The 25,025-nt window shown below is 51.3% G+C and carries 15 protein-coding genes; 4 read left to right on the top strand and 11 right to left on the bottom strand.

Going from position 1 to position 25,025, the window contains the following annotated elements:
- The first annotated feature begins 106 nt into the window (after positions 1-106).
- Complete coding sequence (locus ACAN56_RS21455; protein ID WP_076113180.1) at positions 107-997, top strand: helix-turn-helix transcriptional regulator; 891 nt, start codon at positions 107-109, stop codon at positions 995-997.
- Here ACAN56_RS21455 and arfA read toward each other — a convergent pair.
- The 9 genes from arfA to ACAN56_RS21410 form a co-directional block, all read right to left on the bottom strand.
- Positions 994-2,511 carry an arabinosylfuranosidase ArfA gene (arfA, locus tag ACAN56_RS21450; RefSeq protein WP_379145674.1) on the bottom strand — a complete coding sequence of 506 codons (1,518 nt, stop codon included), beginning with the start codon at positions 2,509-2,511 and terminating at the stop codon, positions 994-996. The two genes, ACAN56_RS21455 and arfA, sit on opposite strands and share 4 nt — an antisense overlap.
- Before the next feature lie 216 nt (positions 2,512-2,727).
- A complete protein-coding gene (locus ACAN56_RS21445) occupies positions 2,728-2,952 on the bottom strand; it encodes a DUF6199 family natural product biosynthesis protein (RefSeq protein ID WP_052092303.1) in 225 nt (74 codons plus the stop codon).
- Positions 2,953-3,023: 71 nt separating this feature from the next.
- Positions 3,024-4,850: an APC family permease gene (locus tag ACAN56_RS21440; protein WP_379145673.1), complete on the bottom strand. Its 1,827-nt coding sequence runs from the start codon at positions 4,848-4,850 to the stop codon at positions 3,024-3,026.
- A 266-nt stretch (positions 4,851-5,116) separates the two neighbouring features.
- On the bottom strand, positions 5,117-12,493 hold the full coding sequence (locus ACAN56_RS21435; RefSeq protein ID WP_379145672.1) for a pectinesterase family protein: 7,377 nt from the start codon (positions 12,491-12,493) through the stop codon (positions 5,117-5,119).
- A 75-nt stretch (positions 12,494-12,568) separates the two neighbouring features.
- Complete coding sequence (locus ACAN56_RS21430) at positions 12,569-14,155, bottom strand: glycoside hydrolase family 43 protein (protein WP_379145670.1); 1,587 nt, start codon at positions 14,153-14,155, stop codon at positions 12,569-12,571.
- 33 nt (positions 14,156-14,188) lie between these two features.
- On the bottom strand, positions 14,189-15,559 hold the full coding sequence (locus tag ACAN56_RS21425) for a glycoside hydrolase family 28 protein (RefSeq protein ID WP_379145669.1): 1,371 nt from the start codon (positions 15,557-15,559) through the stop codon (positions 14,189-14,191).
- Positions 15,560-15,569: 10 nt separating this feature from the next.
- Positions 15,570-16,724, bottom strand: a complete 1,155-nt coding sequence (locus ACAN56_RS21420; RefSeq protein ID WP_379145668.1) for a glycoside hydrolase family 88/105 protein — start codon at positions 16,722-16,724, stop codon at positions 15,570-15,572.
- 102 nt (positions 16,725-16,826) lie between these two features.
- Positions 16,827-18,374 carry an extracellular solute-binding protein gene (locus ACAN56_RS21415; protein ID WP_076113187.1) on the bottom strand — a complete coding sequence of 516 codons (1,548 nt, stop codon included), beginning with the start codon at positions 18,372-18,374 and terminating at the stop codon, positions 16,827-16,829.
- 85 nt (positions 18,375-18,459) lie between these two features.
- Positions 18,460-19,401, bottom strand: a complete 942-nt coding sequence (locus ACAN56_RS21410) for an ABC transporter permease (protein WP_076113213.1) — start codon at positions 19,399-19,401, stop codon at positions 18,460-18,462.
- A 295-nt stretch (positions 19,402-19,696) separates the two neighbouring features.
- On the opposite strand from ACAN56_RS21410, the gene ACAN56_RS21405 reads away from it, so the two are divergent.
- Positions 19,697-20,581 (top strand): carbohydrate ABC transporter permease, encoded by an 885-nt coding sequence (locus ACAN56_RS21405; protein ID WP_038596286.1) that lies wholly within the window; start codon positions 19,697-19,699, stop codon positions 20,579-20,581.
- Between the two features lie 94 nt (positions 20,582-20,675).
- Here ACAN56_RS21405 and ACAN56_RS21400 read toward each other — a convergent pair whose 3' ends face one another.
- Positions 20,676-22,922, bottom strand: coding sequence for an AraC family transcriptional regulator (locus ACAN56_RS21400; RefSeq protein ID WP_038596289.1), 2,247 nt, complete (start codon positions 22,920-22,922; stop codon positions 20,676-20,678).
- Between the two features lie 760 nt (positions 22,923-23,682).
- Positions 23,683-24,099, bottom strand: coding sequence for a MarR family winged helix-turn-helix transcriptional regulator (locus ACAN56_RS21395; RefSeq protein ID WP_038596294.1), 417 nt, complete (start codon positions 24,097-24,099; stop codon positions 23,683-23,685).
- Positions 24,100-24,236: 137 nt separating this feature from the next.
- On the opposite strand from ACAN56_RS21395, the gene ACAN56_RS21390 reads away from it, so the two are divergent.
- Complete coding sequence (locus ACAN56_RS21390; RefSeq protein ID WP_379145667.1) at positions 24,237-24,710, top strand: DUF2798 domain-containing protein; 474 nt, start codon at positions 24,237-24,239, stop codon at positions 24,708-24,710.
- 74 nt (positions 24,711-24,784) lie between these two features.
- Positions 24,785-24,928 (top strand): hypothetical protein, encoded by a 144-nt coding sequence (locus ACAN56_RS21385; protein ID WP_179091829.1) that lies wholly within the window; start codon positions 24,785-24,787, stop codon positions 24,926-24,928.
- Positions 24,929-25,025: the final 97 nt, after the last annotated feature.

The following is a 25,025-nucleotide window of genomic DNA, read 5'->3' as shown; positions in this document are numbered from 1 at the left end:
CTTTAAGTAAGCGCTTTATTTATAATAATACATGTTGTATTATGAAAAAAAACAAACGAATTCAACCTCATTTTTCACCATTTCAACCTGCTTGGAGGAATTTTATATGAATTCACCCATTCTTCATTTCATCTCGCCGCCCATTCCTTATTTCGTGGACTGCGGACATGCCACCTACACCGCCGGAGATGTTCACATCAACCGCAACTGTATCGGTGTATTCGACCTGATCGTCGTTCTGAAAGGGATTCTTCCTATTGGCGAAGACGACACAACCTGGGAACTGCGGGAAGGAGAAATTCTTATTCTCCGGCCGGACGGCTATCATTACGGCTCCGCTCCCTGTACCGGTGACACCAAGATTATCTGGATTCATTTCCAGACCTTCGGCAGCTGGAAGGAATGCCTCAGCATGGATGAATGTCTTGACAATCAGGCAGAGCTGATCGAAAGCCACAAGCAGAAGGCCTATCTGAATCATGCCGATGTCTGTTCCATCTTTATTCCCAAGACGATGAAGATCACCGGAAAAGCGATGGAGGTGCTGGACATGTTCTTTGAGCAGGAGCATGAGCCGCAGTCCATGCGCAACTGGAAGCGGCAGGCTTCCTTCCAGCTGTTCCTGCAGCATCTGGACCGCGATCTGGCCTCTCCCTCCGATGCGACCGCCATTCAGCTCGCGGAGAAAATTGAGCTGTTCATCCGCCACAATTACACGTCCGGCATCACCAACTCCATGCTGCAGAAGGAACTGAATTATCATCCCAACTACTTGGCCAAAAGCATGCTGAAGGTCTATGGAATGACCCCGATGGCTTATCTGCAGAACTATCGCCTGGAGCAGTCCAAGCGTCTGCTGCTGCAAACTTCCTGGTCTGTTGCCCGCATCGCCGAAGAGGTCGGATTTCACCATGTCTCCCACTATTCCTCCTGCTTCTCCAAGAAAGAGGGGCTCTCTCCATCCGGCTTCCGCAGAAAGTTCATCCGGGAACGCTAATCCTTTTGACGTAGCCGGATGACATTCCACGACAGCCTGGACAAAACAGCTGTCAGCCTGCCTTCCGACACCGACGATTCCCCCCGGCTGTGCGGTGCCACGGCGTACGGATCAGATACGGTATTGACTGCTTTCACATCGTCATGCTCAAGCACGAGATGCTCTTCTACCCGGTAATTCAAGAATCCGCGCACATCACATTCCAGCAGCAGACTCTCCTGCAGACTTCTGTTCAGAGCGAAGATCACCAGTTCCCCTTCCGCCTCATTCCATACCACGGCGGAGTCTAGCAGCGGCACATCAGTGTAATCCTTGCTGTCGTACAGCGGAGAAGTAATCACCGGCCGTAATACGGTCCCTCTGCCGTACAGGGAAGTGTGCATGTAAGGATAGAAAATACTCTGCCTCCAGGCTGCGCCCCCGGTTTCGGTCATGATCGGCGCGATGGCGTTGACCAATTGGGCCAGACAGGCAATCTTAACGCGGTCAGCATGATTCAGCAGCGTAATCAGCATGCTGCCGACCATCAGTGCATCCTCGAAGGTGTAGCAGTCTTCAAGCTGTGCCGGAGCCACCTGCCACGGTGTTATTTCCTTGTCGGTTTCCAGAGTATGAAACCATACATTCCATTCATCGAAGGAAAGGTTCAACGTCTTCCTGCTGCGCTTCTTTGCCTTGATGTAGTCGCACACAGCGACAATTTCCTTGATGAACAAGTCCATATCCAGTGATTTGGCCAGATAGTTCGCTGTATCATTCTCCGCATTGCCGTAATAGGTATGCAGTGACAGATAATCTACCTGCTCATAGGTATGATCCAGTACAGCAGCTTCCCACTGCGCATAGGTGGGCATGGACCGGAACGAACTTCCGCAAGCCACAAGTTCAATCGAAGGATCGACCAGCCGCATCGCTTTGGCTGTCTCGGCGGCAAGCCGTCCGTATTCCTCTGCCGTCTTCTGCCCGATCTGCCACGGGCCGTCCATTTCATTGCCGAGGCACCAGGTCTTGATGCCGTGGGGCTGCTGATAGCCATGCGAAATGCGCAGATCGCTATAATAGCTGCCGGAAGGATGATTACAGTATTCCAGCAGGTTGCGGGCGGCATCGACACCTCTGGTTCCGAGGTTGACGGCCATCATCACCTCGGCATTTAATTCTTTTGCCCAGCGGATAAATTCATTGGTCCCCACTTCATTGGTCTCCACTGTCCTCCAGGCCAGATCCAGCCTCCGCGGACGCGAAGCAGCAGGACCGACACCGTCCTCCCAATTGTAACCGGATACAAAATTACCTCCGGGATAACGGATCATCGGCACACCAATTTCCCGGATCAGACCGGCCACATCCTGGCGGAATCCTCTTTCGTCAGCCTGCGGATGCCCCGGCTCGTAGATTCCCCTATATACAGCCCTCCCTAAATGCTCGATAAACGAGCTGCATAGCCGGGGATCGGCCTCGGCTAGAGTATATGCTTTATCAATAGTCATCTTAGCTTTTTGTTGAATTTCCATCTTGTAGATCTCCTCCCCTATTTCAATATTTTCAACTTATGAAGCAAGCGTCTGCTTTTCTATTTTACTTGCACTTCCACTGCTATTAATACCAGGATATTGAATCTGTTTTTATAAATTCTCAACCTTTAGGAAGCATAAATAAGAGACAGGCAGCAGACCCTACAACGACAAAAAAACCTTGAAAGGCATTTCGCCAATCAAGGTTTACTGTATTTACAGCAACGGTAAGATTCCTAATATCGTAAAAAGCGCACCCACACTTATGGCAATGGTTCCGGAAAATTTAACCGATTCCAGATAGGAGTCGCTGGGATCGGAATCCCCTTTCACTTTCCATCCCACATTCATCCGCCATCCGCTTGCCGGATTCTTACGGATATATATCCCGAACGCTACAGTGGTGAGTCCGAGTATCATGATGACAATTCCGGTAATCATATGATCAGCCCCTTTTAAAATTATACGGGCATACCCGGAATTTGTTTCTTTAAATCCCTTTTTTCGGAATGCTATTTTTTCAAATGATAAGGCACTGTAGTTATGATAACGTTCCTGCGGTAAAGCAAATGTGCGCGGATCAGCAGGCTGGACTGATTATGCAGGATGTTGTGCCAGCCCTTCTTCGGAATAAACTGCGGTACAATCACGGTCACCTGGTAATTCGATTCACTCGCCTTGCGCTGCACGGTGTCGATAAATTTGGTCAGCGGATGAATGATGCTGCGGTAAGGCGAATACAGCGTCACCAGCCTCACTTCGGGATGGAATTTCTTCCACTTCTCTTCGAATATCGCATCATCCTCCCGCTCGAAAGGAACGTGGACGGCAATAATCTGTTCGGCGGACAGTGACTTGGCATAACGCAGCGAATTCTCCACCACATGCGTAATTCCGGCAACCGGAAGGATGATAATATTCCCCTCAATCGCCAGAGGCGGTTCGCAGGTCGTAATCCGCAGCTGATCAGCCACCGCTTCATAGTGCTTACGGATTCGGTAAAAGAGCAGGATAATCAGCGGCAAAAAGATCAGCACTGTCCACACCTGCGTAAATTTAGTCATGAAAAACATCATCGTGACGACGAAGCTGATGACTGCCCCGGTTGTGTTGATAATCAGCTTAGGGATCCAGCCTTCCGGCTTCTGGCGGATCCATTTGATCATCATGCCGGTCTGTGAGAGGGTGAAGGGAATAAATACGCCCACCGCATACAGCGGAATCAGATGTTCAGTACGGCCTTCAAAAGCAATGATCAGAATAATGGACAATACGCCAAGACTGACAATCCCGTTGGAATACCCCAGCCGGTCGCCGCGGACCGTGAACATTCTCGGAATGAATTTATCCTTGGCCAGATTGACCGCAAGCAGCGGAAAAGCCGAATATCCGGTATTGGCTGCCAGAACCAGAATCAAGGCCGTTGTGCCTTGCACAAAGAAATACATAAAGTTCCGGCCAAAGACCTGCTCGGCAATTTGCGAGACCACCGTAACCTCTTCACTAGGGATGATCCCGTAATAATAAGCCAAGAGCACAATTCCGGAAAACAGGACCGCAAGCAAGATCCCCATCGCCGCCAAGGTTTTGGCCGCATTGTTTGGTGCCGGAGCCTTGAAGTTAGGAATGGCATTGGAAATGGCCTCCACTCCCGTCAGCGCCGAGCTCCCGGAGGAAAATGCCTTCAGGAGCAGAAACAGGCTGATCCCGGCTACCGGTGTACCGATGGGGGTATGCAGTTCAGCAGGCACTCGACCTGTTAAAACGTTGAACAGACCAAGTCCGATCATAATAAACAATGCAAGAACAAATAAGTAGACCGGATAAGCAAGGAAGGAGGCCGATTCTGTAACCCCCCGCAAATTCAGCGTCGTAATCAGCAGGACAAATACAACGGCAATAATTACATTATACGGATGCAAGCTTGGAAAAGCTGAAGTAATCGCGTCAGTACCGGCGGATACACTCACCGCAACCGTCAATATATAGTCGACCAATAGCGAGCCGCCGGCGATCAGGCCGGGATACTTCCCGAGGTTTTCCTTGGAAACGACGTAGGCTCCGCCGCCGTGAGGATAAGCATAAATAATTTGCCGGTAAGATAAAATCAGGGCCGTCAGCAGCACCAAAACACCGATGGCAATCGGGATGGAATACCAGAAGGCTGCTGCACTAATGGTGATCAGAACCAGCAGGATTTGTTCAGGACCATAAGCGACAGAGGATAAAGCATCCGAAGATAAAATAGCCAGCGCTTTGGTTTTGTTCAGTTTTTGGTCGCCCAGTTGATCCGACTTAAGCGGACGTCCAATCAGCAATCTTTTTACCGAAGACATCATCAGCCTCACCCGCACTTTTTTAATGTTATATTACCCTTGGAAGTAAATAATAATCTGAGTCCGACCGGAGTATAAATTACCTTATTGCTTAAAGTATATCTTGATCGGTACAATTCATCCCATAAATATACATTTCAGCGACGGATTGCGCAATAGATTTAATTATGACTATCTCTGGACACCCAAAAACAATCAGCCTGAACCGGCTGCTCGTTATGAGCTGCGGTTCAGGCTGACTGGTGGATGACAACGGATTGCTTAAGAAATTACGGTCTTAACAGGAACAAATGCTGTACAATCACTGCCGCCTGTGCCCGGGAAGCCTGCGCTTTAGGCGCATAGCTGTTATTGCCTACGCCTTGTATGATTCCCGCTCCGCTCATGGCTTGAACTGCCGCCAGTGCGTATTCGGAAATATTGGTTGCATCCTTGTATGCAGCGGTTTGGCCCGAGCCCTGAAGCGGGAGATGGGCCTGCCGGGCTGCGCGGAATGCAATCAGCGCCATTTCCTCACGGGTGATGGGTGCGTCCGCACCAAAGGTTCCGTCCGGTCTGCCCAGTACGATACCCAGCTGCTGGGCTGCCGCAACAGAACTGTAATACCAGTCATCCGGTGCAGCATCGGTGAAGGTGCTTGCCGCTTCGCTATTGTCCAAATCTAGCGCCAGCATCAGCATCTTCAGGAACTCTGCCCGGGTTACCTTCAAGCCGGGCCCGAAAGTATGTGTATCCGTCCCCTCAAGGATTCCCCTGGCGGCAAGTGCTTCAATACTGCCCTTTGCCCATTCCAGTCCGGCAATATCGCCGAAGGTACTCTCTGCATAACCTGCAGCATATTTACTGAAATGCGCCGGACTGAAGTCCACTTTCCCGGTCAGCAGGTTGTATTTGGAATTTCTGATGACCTCCGCCTGACCCTTATCAAGGATATGATAAATGACTATTTTCTCGGCTGCAGCTGCAGCCGGACGGTCGTAGTTCAGCGATACCTTCAGGCCGCCGTCAAATTGCTTCACCGGCTGCCCGTCAACGGAGAAGCCCAGTTCATAGATATTGCCAAGGTTACCCTGAACCGTAATCTGTTCACTGCCTGATTTGGCAACAGTAAATGTAAGGCTTGAGGAAGCTGATCCGGCTGCCCGCCGAATAAGTTCCGCATCCAGCCGGAAGCTGGACAGTCCCAAGTCTATCTCCACCGTCCGGACTCTCCCGGAGACGGCTTGAACCATTACCTGCGCTGGCAGCGTCAGCTGGACGGCAGTGGTATCCGCAGGGGAGCGCACTTCAATCCGGAGTGTATCCGTCTGAACGGCTTCCACCGCCTTTGTGATCGTTATTGCGGATAGCTCTGCCGTGACTTTTCCATTCACATTTGCTGCCAGGGAGACTGTAATTCCATTGACACCCGCTGTAATTTGCGGCTGTTTGCCGGTTGTCACGATAGACGGCAGATTTCCGCCCGGTTGCGGGGGCTGGTTACCATCCTTGATCTCCAGATTCATCGTCCCCGCAACGCCCGGACTCTCACCAGAAGCTGCCTTCACGGTGATCTTTCCGGCAGCTATTGCAGTGACCAGACCCGTTTCCGTAATGGTTGCCCTGACCGTAGAGGAACCGTCGGCATTATACACGGACCACGTAACCGTAGTACCGGTGGTGCCTACGGGCAGGACAGCCGCATGCATTTGCAGCTTTTGCCCGGTCTGCAGTACACTCACGTTGCCTGCAGAAGTGACGTTTATTTGGGTAGCAACTTTAGGAATGACCCGGATAACAGCCTGCGCTTCATGCTTAATCGGGAAATTCAGGATCCCATTCGACCCGCTGAAAGCAGCGAATTTCAGCGGCACTGAAATTTCAGCTGCCGTCTCCTTGGCCCGGAAGCTGATTTCGATAAATTCCTTGGCGTCGGTCAGAGCAACTCCTTCCGCCGCTGCTGCACTGACGCTGAGTTGCCCCGGATGATCTGCGGAGACAGGACTAAGCGTAATCCCCTCAACGAGACTCCGGGCGGAGATAAATTCTATCCCGGCCGCAGCATAATCCAGCGTAAAGTCGGCGGAGTATACCGACCTGTAGACGGAATCAGTAACATTGGAAATACCGACCCGGTAGGCAAATTCCTGCCCGGGCGACACGGTGACAGGCCCGTTCAGCGTCGCCGAAGGCAACCCGGCTGCAACTTCCTCCTGCCCGCTGATTACCACCTCCAGACCGCCGCTGATCCGGCTGCCGTCGAGCGCAGCCGCGGTCACTAGAACGGTCCCGTTTGCTTTTGCCGCAAGTAGCCCGTTTTCATCAATGGAGGCCTTAGGGGTAGAAGTCATTCCGTCAGGCTCCGTCACGGTCCAGTGCACGTTGCGGTTGGCCGCATTCTCCGGAAGCACAACTGCCTGAAGATGAAGAACGCCTTTATCCGTTTCGATCGTCTTCCTGCCCTCTTCACCACTTACAGTAATGGAAGAGACCTTCTCTCCTGGCACTTGAGATTGGCTCAAGAGGCGCACCAGCGGCTGCGGATTCCAGCCGTCGCTGCCGGCCAGCACAGCCTGAACGGTAATGGCCTGCGCCTCTTCTGCAGTTAATTGCTTGGACCAGCTGTAGCGTGCGGCTGCGTTAGCCCCCTCCCCATAGCTCATATACTCGGAGAAACGTGCCGTCCGGGAACGGCCTTCATACCATTCATGCCAGCCGCTTGGCTTGATGTGGGCTCCCATATCTGTATTGATGAAGGTGGAGCTGCCATAGTCTCTCCACGGTCTGCCCAAATCCATGCTCCCCGCGGCCACCCCTTCACCGGCAGTCAGGCGGTTATTCAGGAATACATATCCCGGTTTACCCGCTTCCGTGGAAGGAGCAGTTACATAGCCGGCACCCGCGCTTTGAATGACATTGTTCTCGAACACCGCAGCGGCGTTACCGAAGATAAAATCCACAGTCCCTTCAATATGGCTGTCCACGAAATAAGCTCTTCCTTTATCTGCGAACAGCGTATCCTGATATCCGAGCAGCTTGACGTTGCGGTATACGCCCCGGTCCCCTTCGGCATCTAGGGCTACAGCCTGCCCGGCAGTCCGGCCAGCACTGTTCTGAACCGTCATATTCTCCAGCGTGAAATCTGTTGCCGCCACTTTAAGCGTATAACTGCCGCTGGTGCCCATTTCTTTGCCGTCCGGCCCTATCGTCTTGGCCGAGTCTGCGTTGACGAGCAAGGTGCCTTCCCGGCTTTCGCCGATGATGCGCAGATTCTTCTTGCCTGCCGGCACCAGCACCTTCTCTGGATACGTTCCGTTCTTCACCTTGATGATCGTCGTGAGTGTACTGTTATCAGGTGATGCCAGGATTGCTTCGTTGAGGGTCTTGTAATCTCCCGCTCCGCTCTGATCGACTACCATGACCGGGGCCGGAACCGCACTGACTGCCATGGACGGGAGACTTGCCGCGCCTCCGCTGCCGTCAACGGCGATTACCGCATAATCATAAGCGGTTCCATTTGCCAGTCCGGTGTCGGTATACGCTGCTTCACCGATCCCTTCAGCAACGACCCTATAGTCGCCGCCAGTCTCCGAACGGATAATCCGGTAGCTGCTGTTGCCTGCAGATGCAGTCCAGCTCAGCTTCACTTCCCCGTTACCAGGTTCAGCTGCAACCCCTTGAGGAATACCGGGCTGGCCGGCGTTCTGGAACGGAACCGTTCCGGCTGCATCCGATGCCAGCCCGCTGCGGGTGCCTGCGGCGGCGGCCACCTTGTAATAATATGGCGTACCATTCGCCAGTCCGGTATCGTCATAGCTGGTGCCGCTGATCTCCGCAGCGAGCAATTCATATGGGCCTTCCGGCGACAATGCCCGTGTTACTCTATAGCTCTGCGCGTCCCCGACGGCCGTCCAGTTCACCTTAACGGCACTATCACCGGCCTGGACGGTAACTTCAGGCGTTGCCAAGGCCGTGAGCGGCTGTGCTTCCACAGGCAGTGAGTCCTCACCCTCCCCGGCAACATTGACCGCTGAGATGACAAAACGGTAAGTTTGCCCGTTGGTTAACCCGCCGATGCGGTAAGCGGTATCCGTGAGGCCCTCCGCCACGAGTTCATAGCGGTCCGCTGCTGCATTCCACTGCTTGACGGTATAGCTTTCCGCATATTTCACCGCATTCCAGCTCAGCTCTAGCTGGGCATTCCGGCTTACCGCCGCAAGCTGCTCCGGCGCGGGCAATTTCACTGCCGAAGCGGAAGGAGTTATGCTGATTTCATTGGAGTTGCCCGATTCACCGGATAGAGCCACGGCAGTAATAACGTAATAATACGTGGTTTCATTGGTGAGCTCCTTATCCACATAGGAAGTCTCCGTAATGGCACTGGCAACCGTATCATAGGGGCCGCCGGCCGTAAGTGCCCTTTTAACATTATAGGAGGCCGCCCCTTCAAGTGCAGGCCATTTCAGCTGCGCTGCTCCGTTGCCGGGAAGACCGGTTAACCCGAGCGGCGTTGCGACTGGCTCCACGTAAACTTTCAGATTATCCAGATAATAATTGCCGGACCCGCCGCCCGGTGTTTTGGACAGGATCCGTCCGATACCATATCCCGCAAAATTTGTGGTGGTAAACGGAAAAGAGCCTGCAAGCTGGTTGTCGATATAGACCTCGACTTCATCACCCTGCACATCCACCTTCAGCTTCAGGTTATACCACTGGTTCAGTGCGTAGGCGCTCATCAGCTGATGGTATTGGCTGCTCCCCCTGCTCATCGTCAGTGTGTATTTGCCCGCTGCGGCCGGAAGCGTCGGTTTGCGGCTCTCAATGGAGAACGCGGTTTTGCTTCCATCTGTACTCTGGGCCTGCAGGAACACTGAAGTGCCCGATTCCGCAGCGAACATAAAATCGGTATCAATCACCAGCGCACCTGTCATTGGCGTGAACTTGCGGATAAACTGCACATTGCCGTTCGCGGAATCATACACATTCAGCACTTGTGCCGACGTGTTCCCCTTACTTCCGGATGGTGTGGCAGACACAACCACTTTTTGCGCATCGGTCTGTGGATTCGGAGATACCTCATAATACTCGGGTGTGGTGCCCGCAGCCACCCGCTCGAAATCCTCATCCACATAATAGATATTGCCCGCTTCAGCCTTAGGCTCGGCACTCGCCTCGTCCGAATCGAAGCTTTCACCGAATTCGTTCACGGCACTGACCGTATAATAGTAGGTTTTTCCCGGACTTACATCAAGATCGGTATAGAGGTTGCCTGTGTTGTCTTTGCTTACCAGCGTATAGGGCCCGCCCGAAACCTCACTTCGTTTAATGCTGTAGGTCTTAGCAAAAGGGACTGGCTCCCATTTCAGCTCCACCTTCTTGCTGCCTCCCGCAGCTGTAAGTCCAAGGGGTGTTGCCGGGAACTTATCGTCAAGGGTTTTCAGTTCCACACCGCTGAAGCGGGAGATATTATAGCGGTTGACTTCGTTATCCGCCTTGGCAGCATCGGCGGCAAGACCCATATAAACCGTCTCTTTCAGCCCAAGGTTCACTGTGCCCACCTTGCTCCATGCCACCTTATCCGGCGAGACCAGCCCTGTCACTTCGTCGCCAAGCCGGACCAGCTTCACCCAATAAGGGGTGGTGATAAAACTATCAGGTTCCGTCCTAACTACCTTGGCCCCTGTAACGGAGCGGGTAATCAGAACTCCTTTTTTGCCATATTTCACATAAGGAATCGCCATCATAGCCATCTTGGCATCAGGCTGCAGGCTGTCGCGGATCATCACTCCCGCTTTCGCATCATCATCTGTCGCCGTTACGGAATCAATCTTGGCAATCAGTTCTCCGTTGCCCTCCAGGGTCTGATAGGCAAAGTGGAAGTTATCCTCCGTTTTAACACTCTCCGAGGCGGCACCAACCAGCCCCGCTGATTTGACGGTGACCTGCCCGGTCTCTGCATTAACCGAGGTATGTCCGGCAATACCCGGATTTCCGATATCTGCTGGTGTCCATGGACCGGTACTGCCTGAGGCATTGACATGAACTGCAACATTGTCCGACTGTGTCTTAAGGCCTTTGTTGTCGGTAGCCTGAACAACGAGATAATAAGTTCCGTCCTGCACATTTTTCCATTCGAAGCGGTAAGGCGCTGTGGCAGCTTCTCCCTGCTTCACACCATTTACGATAAATTCAACCTTGGCTATCCCGTCTTTGTCGCTCGCGGAGGCCGTTAAGGTTACATCACTGCCCGCCTCCAGAATCTGATTGTTGGTTGGATAACTGATAGCGGTTACAGGATTGTCGGTATGTTCTCCGCTTGCTGTGGCCTGAACAATCAGATCATTCAGATAAACTTCAAGATTGGTGTAGCCTTCACTTGACAGCGACGTTCCGTTGCGGTCGGCAGGATCGGACGGCGACAGGCCTCTTGCTGTTTCCCAGGCGTCGTCCATTCCGTCATGATCCTGATCGACCACCTTTGAAGCGGTCTCCGGGTAGTCGGGATACCCGCCAATTTCCAATGGAGAATTGATATGCTGCCCGGTACGGTTCTTTACATCATTCATCACACGCGCATCGTAGGCATCCCGTCTCGGCAAAGTGGCTCCGGCACCGGCCAGAACATTCGCATACGCATCGCTGGCCGGCTCTTCCACATAAGGGTTCGGCATCACTGCCGGCTCCGCCAGCTTTGAACTGTCCGAGTGGCTCTGAACGCCTTTCCAGTTATCCGCTGTGACCTCCGGACTGCCGTCCATCACATTTCCTGCCAGATACAGCTTCGTAACCGGCGCTACTTCCCCGAATAACTGTTTTTTCACGCTGCTGTAAGTATTGGGGCCATTTTTATAATAGTTGTTGCTGATATTGTACAAATAACCTTCAGCTCCGCCGCCATAGGTCGATGCGAAACCCCAGTTGTAAATAACATTGTTCGTCATTTCCGTCAGATCGACCAGCCTCGTTATCGTGGGCAGCCGGGGATTGCGGCTGGTACTATGGGCAATGAGGTTATGATGATAGCTGGCATTTTTGCCGCCCCAGATGCCGCCGTAGCCGTGCCGCCCTTTATGATGGCTGGTCATCAGCATGCTTTCTGCGGAGATCGACCATTGCACCGTAGTATTCTCATTGTCATACAGGCTGACCACTTCATCGACCGACCAGCTGAACGAGCTGTGGTCAATGATGATGTTCTTGTAATAACGCGAGCCGAAGGCATCATCTTCACTGACAACCCGGTCTCCGAGTCTAAAGCGCATATAACGCATAATGATATTGTCGGCTTCTATGGATGTCGTATAATCGGCTACGGTTATGCCATCGCCCGGTGCGGTCTGGCCGGCAATCGTCAGATTGGAGCCGGTGATCTTCAGCGACTCCTTCAGGCGGATCGTTCCTCCTACACGGAATACGATCGTCCGGTTGCTCCCGCTTACCGCATCGCGGAGAGAACCGGGGATCGGCGTTTCGTTGCGCCCGTAATCAGCCAACGTTGTAACCTCATACACAGCCTGTGCCCTGCCGCCGGTTACATATTTGCCGCCGCCCTCTGCACCAGGGAAAGCAGGAAGCGCTTCCAAAAGTGCGGCCTCAGCAGTGCCGAATGGAACACTTGTCGCAAGGAGACCGGCTATCAGCAGCTCCGCCAACCATTTTTTCTTCATACAAAACCTCCTAGGTTATATGAGAATGCGGAGAGCTCCGGCAGTTGCCGGAACTCTCCGAAAGTGAAGCCTTCTTTATGCCTTCCCTTGATAGCGGAAATACGAGAAATCGGCGCTGCTGCCGCCGAACTGCCCCATATCATGCGCAGCAATACCTACGAAGTTGCCTGTGAAGCCTCCAGACAGGAAGCTTATATTATATTCTCCGCCCAGCGGCTTCCACGCCGCCGCTTCACCGGCGAGATACATGAACTGCGCGTTCACTTCGCTCACTTCCACTGCAATCTGCACAGTTTCACCTGCATTCAGATCAATAATTACAGGCTCGGCAGTAAATTCATCGGCCGCGCAGCGCATCAGCCGCAGCACTTTACCGCGTCCTTCTTCATGGCTGATATAGGCGTACAGATAATTATCTTCATTGAGGTACAGCAGGAGACCTGCCATCTGCAGATAGCTGGCTGGCTCGGCTTCAAGCGCTGTCTCTGCGCGGAAGCTGCTGTCCGTCTGGCGGATGGCCAGGATATGGTGCCGGAACAGGCTTTGCACCGATTCCCCGGCCCTGATCCGCAGCCATCCCGGTCTTTCCGCCAGAGAACACCAGCTTTCATCTGCCGTTATCCGCAGCGTATTCCAGTTCTTCTTCAGCGCCGGACCGCTGAAATCATCCTCGAAATCCAAGGCGCGGTTCTGCTTCCCGACCTTCGTTCCTTTTGGTGCCTGCACCTCCAGCAGAGGCGTGCTGCCCCCGGAGGTCAGCCGCAGCCAGCCGTCTTCGGTCCAATATACCTGCTGCAGGGCGGTTTCACGCCCGAGAATGGCATATTCACCCTCCAGCGGACGTGTGCATAAATGTGCCATATACCATTCCCCGTCCGGTGTCTCGACCAGACTGCCGTGACCGGCGCATTGCAGCGGCAGCTCAGGATTATTGCGGGAGGTCAGCATCGGATTGAGCGGATCTACTTCGTATGGTCCAAGCAGTGAAGTGGAACGCGCCACAGTTACGGCATGGCCGGAGCCGGTCCCGCCCTCTGCGGTAATCAGGTAGTAATAGCCGCCGCGCTTGTAAATATGCGGCGCTTCGGTCTTCTTGAGGTCGGTGCAGTCGAAGATTTTGACCGGTTCACCGATTAACCGGCGCTGCTCCGGAGCGTATTCCTGAATGACGATGCCGGAGGATTTATTGCCTTCGGTGATGCGGTAATCCCATAGTTCATTCAGCAGCCATTTCCGCCCGTCCTCATCATGATACAGCGACGGATCAAAGCCGCTGCTGTTCAGATACACCGGCTCACTCCAGGGCCCTTCGATGTCCGGGGCGGTGATCAGGTAGTTATGACAGTCCTTGAACGGCCGTTTCGTGCTCTTCACTTCCGTATAGATCAGGTAAAACAATCCATCCTGATAGCTGAGCTGCGGCGCCCAGATGCTGCAGTTCTTCGGATTTCCCCTCAGATCCACCTGATGGGTCAGAATATCCGTACAATGCTCCCATTCGGCCAGATCTGCGGACTGGTACACCCGCACACCGGGCAGCCATTCAAACGAGGATACCGCGATATAATACATTTCTCCTGCCCGTACCAGGCAAGGATCCGGGTTAAAGCCCTTTAGTATTGGATTCTGTATAATGCCGGTCTTCGTGTGCTCTGAAATCATTCCCTGGCTCCTTCCGTTTGTCATGTTCCAATATCATTCTTCCAGACCGCTGAGATCTTCCTGTGAAGGGGCTACTGTCACCTGCTGCACCAGTTCCTCCGCTTGGCGCGTATTTCTGGACTGGCAGCCGCTGATTTCCACCTCTTCCCCGTTCTCAATATAAAACGCCGGCCCTTCATGATTCTCTATCGTTACCTGCCGGAAGCGGATATCCCTGACATTGCCGAGATAGAAGCCGCGGTTGTTCATCTCCTGAATCCCGGACATCATCGCCGGACGTCCCGGAACAGCATTCTCCGCCATGGAGATATCGATATCGGAGAAGGTAATTTCCGAAATATATTGCTCTGCCAAACCGTAGAGAAAACCTGCTGCCGCATGAACCTGCCGCGCAGTAATATTGGCAAAATGAATCCGTCTGAAGTTTGGAGTTTCCTCCGTCACCGGATAGGGATTTTTGTCCCAGACATATTTGTCCTTGCCGCGTGGACCGCAGAAGTAATAAAGATTCAGGATAAACGGACAGATTACATCCTCCATCACAATGTTGCTGACACGGATGTCTTCGACCACACCCCCGCGCCCGCGTCTGGACTTCAGCCGGATGCCGCGGTCCGTCTGCTTGAACACGCAGTTGCTGATGACGACATTGCGGATATCGCCGCTCATTTCACTGCCCAGCACCACACCGCCGTGACCGTGAATCATGGTGCAGTTCGTAATTGCAATATTCTCGCAAGCAATCCGTTCCTTCGTGTCCTCTGTCCCCGCCTTAATGGCGATGCAGTCATCCCCCACGTCGATATGGCAGTTACTGATCCGCACATTCACGCACGATTCCGGATCAATGCCATCCGTGTTGGGTGAATCGGCCGGGTTGTGGATCGACAGATTATCAATGGTCACATCCTGGCAGCGGATGGGATTGACCGTCCAGCTCGGGGAGTTCACCAAGGTCAAATCTTTAAGCGTAACCCTGTTGCAGCCGTCAAAGCTGATCAGCTTCGGCCGGGGATACTGCAGCTCTTCGGGGGAATTGCGCTGCTTCTCCCACCACGGCCCGCCGTTACCATCCAGCTTGCCGCCGCCGGTCACTGACACATTAACCAAGTTCATGCCGAAGATGCAGGAAGCATGAACCCCACGCTTCACTCCCTCCCAGCGGGACTCCACTACTGGATAATCCTCAGGGTCCGAGCTGAAGGAGAGGACAGCACCGGGGCTTAGACGCAGTTCGATATTGCTGCTAAGAATGACCGCGCCTGTACGATAGGTGCCGGAAGGAATATATACAGTACCGCCTCCGGCTTCGCTCGCCGCTTGAATCGCCCCGACAATAGCTGCCGTCGACAGCTCCGTGCTGTTCTTATGTGATCCGAAATCATCAATGCTATAAAATGACATATGGCTTCACCTATTCCTTCCCGGCGGCCGGACGCTGCAGGAATTCGTACTCCCCGCAAGCGAGCAGGAATGCGCCAAGCCCTTTTTGATCATTGGTGATGATCGGCTCACTGATATAGTAGGCGTAGCTGCCGTCTCTCCGGTCATCCCCGCCGAGTCCGGCGACTTGGCAGTTTTTGTTCAGGTTAACCCAGCCGCTGTTCGTCACAAGCACAAATTCCGCGATCAGCCCTTGATAGGCGCGGTCCAGCGTTTCGAGCCAGCTGTTATCCAGCAGTCCAAGCCGGATGCCCTTGGCGATCGCATAGGTAATCATGCTGGAAGCAGAGGCCTCCAAATAATTGCCTTTGCGTCCACCCTCATTGACAACCTGATACCATACCCCGCTGTCTTGATCCTGGTACTTGCGCAAAGTGGAGAGCGTATCTTGAAGAATACTCACCAGCGTGCCGTAATCGGTATGTTCGGCAGGAAGCATCTCAAGCACATCGGCCAGCGCCATCACATACCAGCCCAGGGAGCGCCCCCAGAAATTCGGTGACAGTCCGGTTTCAGGATCGCACCACGGCTGAACACGCTGTTCATCCCAGGCATGATACAAGAGTCCCGTGTGTTCATCCTTGGTATGGCGCGCACAAAGGATGAACTGGCGGGTTACATCTTCCAGACCTTTCCCTTCTTCGAAGGCGAGCAAATGCTCCAGATAGAAGGGTGATCCCATATACAAGCCATCAAGCCAGATTTGGTAGGGATAAATTTTTTTATGCCAAAATGCACCTTCCGAGGTCCGGGGATGCGCTGTGATTTGCTTTCTTAACAATGCGGCTGCCTTTTTGTATTTCTCCTGGCCTGTTTCCCGGTGAAGAACGAACAGCAGCTTTCCGTTATTGAGATGATCAATATTGTATTCTTCGAGCCGGTAGCCCTTCACTGAACCGTCTTCCCCGATGAAATAGTCCATGTTTTCCTGAATATAATGGTAATACTTCGCTTCACCGGTCTGTTTCCACAGCAGTTCGAAGCCCTTCAGAATAACACCGTAATCATAAGACCACTTGCCCTGATACCCTTTGTCCTCATATAATCTAGGCGTCCGTTCCATGATGGAATCCGCCATCTTTACAGCCCAGTTCAAGTTTGCTGAAGATTTATTCGTGTTTGCCATGTGTTCCTCCTTGGTTGGATAAAATACGGTCCTATCCGCCATCATCGGCGGATAGGACCTCTTTGCTATGCTTAATTCATAGTTCCGGCAGCTTTCGCTGCATTAAGGGTTAACTGCTTTGTAAGCAGCTTCGTATTCGGTAATAATCTTGCTGCCGCCTGATTTCTTCCACTTTTCAATCTCGGACTTATAGCCGTTCAAGTCGATTTTACCGAGAATATATTTATAGGTGGCATCCGTAACAATCTTTGTCAGCTCAGAGCCTTGGGTTGTGTGGGTCTCGGATTCCAGCGAAAAGGCAGGATTAAGTACCCCATACTTGGCATTTTCTTCGATCAGCCGCTCGGCTTCAACCTTGAGCGGATCGGAATCATGAATCTTATATCCGGTTTCTTTTACACGGGAGGACGCGAACGGCTGCACTTCCTGCTGCCAAAGATCGGCATCTTTAATAGTAACAGCCATATCGGCATCCACGGTATAATGAACATCCTGAATACCGTAAGTCATGAGGGCGTAGATTTCATCGCTCATGGTATCGTTCACAAATTGCAGAATACGCTTCAGCTCTTTCTCATCCTTAACTTCCGATTTCGGGAAGGACAGCAAGCCGCCGATGCCGTTGGCGCCCGCCCAAATCGCACGGTCCGCTTCATTGCCCGTTGAGGTGATGTCATTGACCATAACCAGCTCCATGTTATCCTGGATACCCTTGGACATTTTCATCAGGTTTTTGCTGTCAAACAGAGCGCCTACATAAATTCCGGCTCTACCTTGTGCAAAGTTCTGCTGCTGGTCGGTTTTGGCCGTTACGGCAAAGTCTTGGTTGATGTAGCCGCCTTCATACAAAGCTTTCATATAATCCATGGTTTTAATGTAAGATTCCGTATCGAACTCCGGTGTCATCTTGCCCGCATCATCCACAGCCCAGATGTTTGGGGTTCCGAAGTAAGAGCCTAATGTTTTGAACGCTCCGTAGACGAGGTCGCTGCGGTCCATAAAGCCGGTTGTATCCTTTTTGCCGTTGCCGTCCGGGTCCTTCTCCGTAAACGCTTTCGCAACTTCCATCAGTTCGTCTGTAGTCTTCGGCACTGCTAGACCCAGCTTATCCAGCCAGTCCTTGCGGATAACGACACCATTTCTGGCTACCGCTTTCTGGAATGGGATGCCATATAGCTTTCCTTCGATCGAGGCCGAAGTCCGGGTTTCCTGGGAGATCGCCGCCAGATTCGGGAATTCATCCAGATAAGGACTCACTTCCCAGAACACGCCCGCTTTCAAGGCATTGCGGACCGAAGAGTTATCCAGGATCGTCAGGGTGACCATATCCGCGAGGGAATCAGAAGCGAGTGCGGTATTGATGCGTTCTTCTTTGGATGGATCCGGAACCCAGGAGAATTCAATTTCCGTATTCGTCAATTCTTCAATTTTGTTCAGTACAGTGTCTGTTGGCGGTGATGCCGTATGCAGCATGTTCATCCAGCTAATCTTGGCTTTGGCAGTCGTTTCGGCTGCTCCGGATGAATTTGCCCCTGCATTCGTAGCTTCAGCCTGGCCGTTATTAGCGTTATTGTTGTTACCCCCGCAAGCTGTGAGCACAAGCCCGCTGCACAACATCAAAGCTGCCAGCTTCTTGTAATTGCGATTCATGTACACTACCCCTTTTATACATAATGGTGTTGCTGTATCTTCCACCCCCGCCAAGAAGGCGGAGGTTGAATTCAGTGTGTATTGCTTAATATACGCCGTCTTCTCCGACCTTCTTAGCCAGCTTGTTTGACAGCATGACAAGGACGAGACCAACCACGCCTTTGAACAGGCCGACAGTAGTACTGAAGCTCAATTGGCCATTCTTGAGACCGGCGGTGTATATATAAGTATCGAAGATTTCGCCAGCTTCGCGGTTCAGGGAGTTGATTAAGAGATACATGTGCTCAAATCCAAGATCCAGCGTATGTCCGATTTTCAGAATCAGCAGGGTGATGATTACCGGGCGAATCGCCGGCAACGTGATATGCCAGGTTTTGCGCAATCTCCCTGCACCATCCATCTCCGCAGCCTCATATAATTGGGTATCTACTACAGTAATGGCTGCCAGATAGATAATGGTCGACCAGCCAAGCTCTTTCCAGATGATCTGTCCGATATACACGGTGCGCAGCCACTCTGGCGAAGTCAGGAAGCTGATCTTCTGTCCGCCCATCGCAGCAATCATCTCATTCAGTACCCCGCCGTCCACATTCATGAATACATAAGTAATGGAGACAATGATAACCCATGACAGGAAATGCGGGATATAAATGATGGTCTGAACCACACTCTTGAACATTTTGTTCCGGACCTCATTCAGCATCAGCGCCAGAATAATCGGCAGCGGGAAAAAGATTACAATATTTAGCGCAAACAAGATGAGTGTATTGCGCAGCAGCATAAAGAAGGTTGGTTCCGTAAACAAACGGACGAAATGCTTGAACCCCACCCAAGGACTTCCCGTGATGCCCAGATACGGCTGATAATCCTGAAAGGCGATAATCATTCCGCCCATAGGCAGGTACTTAAAAATTACAAAATACAAAAATCCCGGCAGTATCATCAGATACAATAGCTTGTGTCTTTTTAAACTCAGCAGGCTGTGCGGGGTTCGCTTTCTCCTCACCGGCGCAGCGTTCAACTCCATAGTGACATTTGCCTCTTTCAATGTTCGGCCTCCTTGATCGCGTTTCTTTACGATTCCCAGATTACGGTCATTTGCTGATTACGTATATAATCATTAGTTACGAAGGAGGCTCGAACCGCGCTGTTATGCTGTTTTTTTAGCTTCTACCCCTTAATGGGATTACTATAATACATAAAGATCATGCCCCCTATCAACCCGTTTTTCTAACCTAAATAAAGCCATTGCTAATGATTATATACGGAATACAGCACCCCTGATAAAGTTTCATTGAAACGATTACAAGGAGGAAAACCGTATGGCGCAATCATCATTCAAAAAAGAATCTCTGGGCAACCGGCTGTTTACCATAGTAAACACCACCCTGCTGTCACTCATTTCACTCATCTGTCTTTTACCCTTTATCAATGTATTTGCCAGTTCCTTTGCCTCAACACAGGAAGTAGTGGAGAAGAGATTCATTCTGTTCCCGACCACCTTCTCCCTGGATGCTTACCGCTATATCCTGTCAACATCCACGATCTTTAAAGGCCTGTCCGTATCCATTGGAGTCACTCTGGTAGGTACGGTGGTAAGTATGGTTCTTACAGCTCTGATGGCCTACGGATTATCCCGCAGATATTTATATGGAAGAAACCTCATCAATTTTGTTGTGGTGTTCTCCATGCTGTTCAGCGGCGGTATGATCCCTACCTTCCTCGTTGTTAAATATTTCGGACTCATTGATTCTTACTGGTCGCTGATTTTTCCTGTGGCCATCAATGCCTTTAACCTGATCATCATGCGCAACTTCTTCCAGGCGCTTCCGGACAGTCTGGAGGAGTCAGCCAAGATCGACGGCTCTAATGATTTTGGCGTATTCCTCAAAATCATGCTGCCGCTTGCGCTGCCTTCGATTGCGACCCTCTCCCTGTTCTACGGGGTGGCTTACTGGAACACTTACACTACCGCCCTTCTATATATCACAGACTCTGTGAAATGGCCGATTCAGGTGCTGCTGCGCCAGATTGTTATCGTCTCCAGCGGGATGCAGGGAGAGAATACTTCAGTCGATGTCATTCCTCCTCCACAAACGATCAAGATGGCAGTTATCGTTGTTGCCACCGTTCCGATGCTGATTGCTTATCCGTTTGTTCAGAAGCACTTCACGAAAGGTGCACTGCTGGGCGCGGTAAAAGGCTGATATGCTATAAGCTTCGCCTTCTCACAACCTACAAGCAACGAAAACAGCCAGTCTCCGGCAACCGGAGACTGGCTGTTCTCGTCTATTCCACCGCCTACTTGTCCTGTTTCATTGCGCGGTATGCACCGGGTGTCACATGCTCCTTCTTGCGGAAGGAGCGGATGAAGTTCTGCGGATTATGATATTGCAACCGCTCAGCAATCTCCTTAATGGTCATCTCGCTCTCCACCAGCCATTTCTTGGCCATTTCCAGCCGGTAGTTCATGACATATTCACTGAAGGTTACACCAAATTCCTTCTTGAAGATGCTGCTCAAATAGTTCGGACTGTAATGCAGACGCTCGCCGATAATCTCCAGCGACAGCTCCTGATCAAATTCGGCGCGCACAATGGCGGCAATCTGGTCGGAGAGGCTGCGGAATTGGCGGGTCGTCTTCTCCTTCATGCTGGTTACCATCGGCCGGATGACTTCATTCACCAGAATGCGTTCAATCTCCTCCGGATTGCGGATATCCAGCAGCCGGTGATACAAGGCATAATTGTCCTGAGTCAGCAGCACCTCTACGCCAATCAATTGTTCCAGCTGAATCAGATTATTCACGAACCGGATCAGGGTAACTTCGAAATTGAGCGGGTTCTTGCTATACTTCATCATTTCGCCAAGAAGCGGGTACAAGGATCGCGATACCAGCTCCTCATCCCCGAGCCGGATGGCGTCGAACAGCTGTGATTCCAGTTCTACCGGATAATGCAGCAGGACAGGACCTGAAATAACCGTTGCTATATCTTCATAAAAGATAATCGACTCTTTGCCCAGATTCAGACGATGATGCAGCGCCTGCTTGCTCATTTCGCAGGCTTCCTTGCTGGAGGCCAAATCCTGATAGAGATTACTAATGCCGACACTGACTGACAGCTTCAGGATATCCCTGACTGTTTTGATAATTTTCTTCGCATCCTCGAGCGCTTGCTTCCGGTGTTCCTGCTCATTCATTCCCTCATAGATCAGAATGGTTGCCTGCGTCCGGTCATTCAGCAAGATCGGAATCATTCTCCGCGCTTTCGGAATCAATTCCTCCACCAGCTTGTTGACTGCGACAAGCAGCAGATCCTTGTCGCTGGCCTGCCGTTCCCCGTAATTATCAAGCTGGATCAGCATCGTGGAATACACTGAATCCTCCGTGGGGGAGTAACCGAAGCGGGACATATTGAGCTCCAGCTCTTCGGCGGTAATCCGGCTGCGGAACAGGTTCAGCATAAACTGCGTTTCCAGCTGCGGCAATTCTGACTCCAAAAGTCCCTCCAGACTTTCCTTCTCCGACAGAATCGTATCAATTGAATTGATAATCCAGTCGATCTCATTCTTGTCCTCCGGCTGGGTGCTGACCGCCAGCCTGCGCTGAATCTGGCGGATCGGCTTGGTGAAATGCACGGAGATTACATAGGCCACCACAACAATTAGCAGGGTGATCACCACTCCCAGGATGATTAAGCCGAAACGGGTCGTGGCCAGGGCGTCGGAGATTTCCTGCTGGTCCAGAAGCGTGACATAAATCCAATTATTATAAGAAGACTTGGCATAAATGGCTTCAACCTTTTGATAATTGGCTTTCTCCAGGGCTACTGTCCCAGTCTGGCTTTCATTCTCGGCAATATTGGTGATGCGTTGCATTTGCCCGCTGGTCAACAGGTTCTTCCCGGTTGCCGATTCATACAGCAGTTCACCCTGCCGGTTCAGAATGAACACTGTGGTGTTGTCCTCCGTCTGCAGGATATTCCGCAGTGTCTGCAGCGAAATATCGGCTAGGCCAATCGCCTGCTTGTTCTGAGAGAATACAGGAAGCGTATTCACAAAACGGATTCCTTTATCCGTCTTGATCCAGAACAATCCCTTGTTCTGATTGTTGATATAACTTTCGTACAGGTTCTTCCGATTTTCCTCTGTTAGAAGAGAAAGGCTTCCATCAGAAATTTTCCAGTCTTGCACCAGACTGATCAGCGAATATTTTACGCCGACATCCATCCCCATCGTAGCGATATAGTTGAGCTGGGAATTGATATCCCGGTACGCCTGAAAGTCCTCCTCTGTCATCGGATTATTGACAACCTCGCTGAAGGAACTGGTCGTACTGTAAGTATTGAAGGCATACTCTATGGTTTTAATTTTCTGCTCCAGCGTATTTTTGATTTGGGTGATTAGACTCTGCTTGCCGCTGGCAACACTATCAATAACCGAATGAATCGTCGTCAAATAAATATAGCTGCCGAAGCTGATGACGAGGCCGATGCCCAATACCAGAATCGGAATAAAAATCTTATAAAACATCCTGCCCTTTTTCATAGATAGGCTCCTTCAATAAGTAATCATTTTCAATTATAGCGTTTTCATGAATCGAAATCCAAGGATTTTTAACGTGTGCATAACACCCGCTGAAACCTGCAAGCTTCTTTCCTGCCTAGACAGGAAAAGGAAACATCCCGCCCAAAACAAAAAGGCTCACCGTAAGCCACCGGGAACCTCGATTTATCGAACTCATCTAATCCGAAAAAAATTATTTATCGGATTCACACCTCCGGCTTCGCGAGCAGTTGAAAATTGGATCAGAACACTCAGATCCTTGATGCGCGGTGTTGTGCGTTTGAATCCGAAATCTCCATAGGCTCCCGGACGGGGTTTCTTTTGAAATCCTGCGGGAGGGCGGACAGCTGCGCTTACTCTGCTGGTGACCAAACTGCCCTCCCCGCCACCATTATCCTCGTAACGGACTCCAGAGAAGCTATTTGCTGAAATCGGGCTAATGGCGGAGTCTTGCGGACCCCAGCGACCTAATGTGCTTATTTTACTGCGCGGCAGCTGTATTTTTGCTGAAATAACGTCTCTGCGGTCCGCTTGTATCAATAATTGGCGTTTTTCGGGACAATAGCGTCTCCTCAGTCCGTTACAACTTACAGCGCCCCCCAATGCAACGTTTCATCTTGAACTAATTTGCGCACTTTAGAAACTAGAAGCCTGAGTGCTTAGAACCTCAGAGTCTTAGAACCTCAGAATCCCAGAACCTCTGTTCCTCAGAACCTCAGCTCCTCAACAGACCCTTACAATCTCAGAGCCAATCCTCCGTAAGCAGCTTTCTCAACGTTTCCACCTGGTCCCGGCCAATTTTGGCGGCGATCTCCGCCTCGATGCTCTGCTTGATCTCCAGCATGCTCCGGCAGACCGCAATACCTTTGGGAGTGAGTACGATATGCTTGTCACGGGAGTTCCCTTCTACCACGGCGGTTTCTACGTATCCTTCAGCCAGCAGAACGTTAATCGTTTTTTGCGCACCCTGGCGGGAAATGCTGATCTGCCTGCTGATCTCCGAAATTGTGAGCATGCCATGCAGCTCCAGCTTCGCCAGAATATGTGTCTCAGTCTTGTTCAACTGCTCACCGCTGGTTTCATTTACTTTTTCCCGCAGAGCATTATGCTTCTCACTGACTAAATCTATCAAGTTCAAACCAAGGATATAGTCTTTCATAAAAAAGGCCCCCAATATAAAGATACAATTAAAATAAACAATCAGATTGCATTTTTGTCAACTAGGTTGACAATTTTTCCGCCCACTGATACTATGAGTGAAGTTTGAAAAACTTAAATGTTAAGGGAGTTTGAGCAATGGGCAGAAACAAGAAAGAAGCTTTAGTATTCACCTGTATGATGTGCGTGTTGATGGTCGTCGGAATGAGCTTTTACAACGTGATGTTAAACACTGGCTTAACCCATACCTTATTCCGTGATGTTGCGATCGGTCTACTTCCTGCACTCGTCGTCGCCTTATTCTGTGATGTTGTCATCGTCAGTAAAGCGGCCAAGGGTCTGGCCTTTAGATTGGTTAAACCGGCCGATCCTATGATTAAAAAGGTGCTGTTCATTTCCTTCTTCATGGTCTTCGGTATGGTGCTCTGCATGTCCCTATATGGCACACTAGCACACTACGGATTCGGAGACAACTTCCTCCGTCACTATCTGTCCACTGCCGGACTGAACATCATTTGCGCCCTGCCGCTACAGCTGATTGTTGTAGGGCCGCTAACCCGTTTCCTGTTCACCAGGATCTACCCGGTAAACAGTGCTGTGCAAAGCGCATAGGCTTTGCTTAATTGCCCGGCACCTTGGCTAATAATGGGTATATATTCAGAGCATTTCAAGAAAGGATATCCGTCATGCTTAACAAAAAGGACGGTGTCTCTCTTGTTATTCTAGTCGTGGTGCTTGTGCTCATCCTTTTCCTTCAGGCCATGATTACCTATGCCGAATCCCTCCTTCTGCGCAAGGAGATAAAGGGCGAAAACAGCAAGCAAATTTAAATTCTCTATCCTTGCTTTCCAGCAATAAAAACAGTCCCGATGCCTATGATCTGCATCGGGACTGTTTAACGTATTACAAGTAATTTCTACTGCGCTG

This window comes from Paenibacillus paludis (assembly GCF_042610515.1).
In the GTDB taxonomy this organism is placed as follows: domain Bacteria; phylum Bacillota; class Bacilli; order Paenibacillales; family Paenibacillaceae; genus Paenibacillus_AQ.
This window is presented reverse-complemented; position numbering and strand designations above follow the sequence as displayed.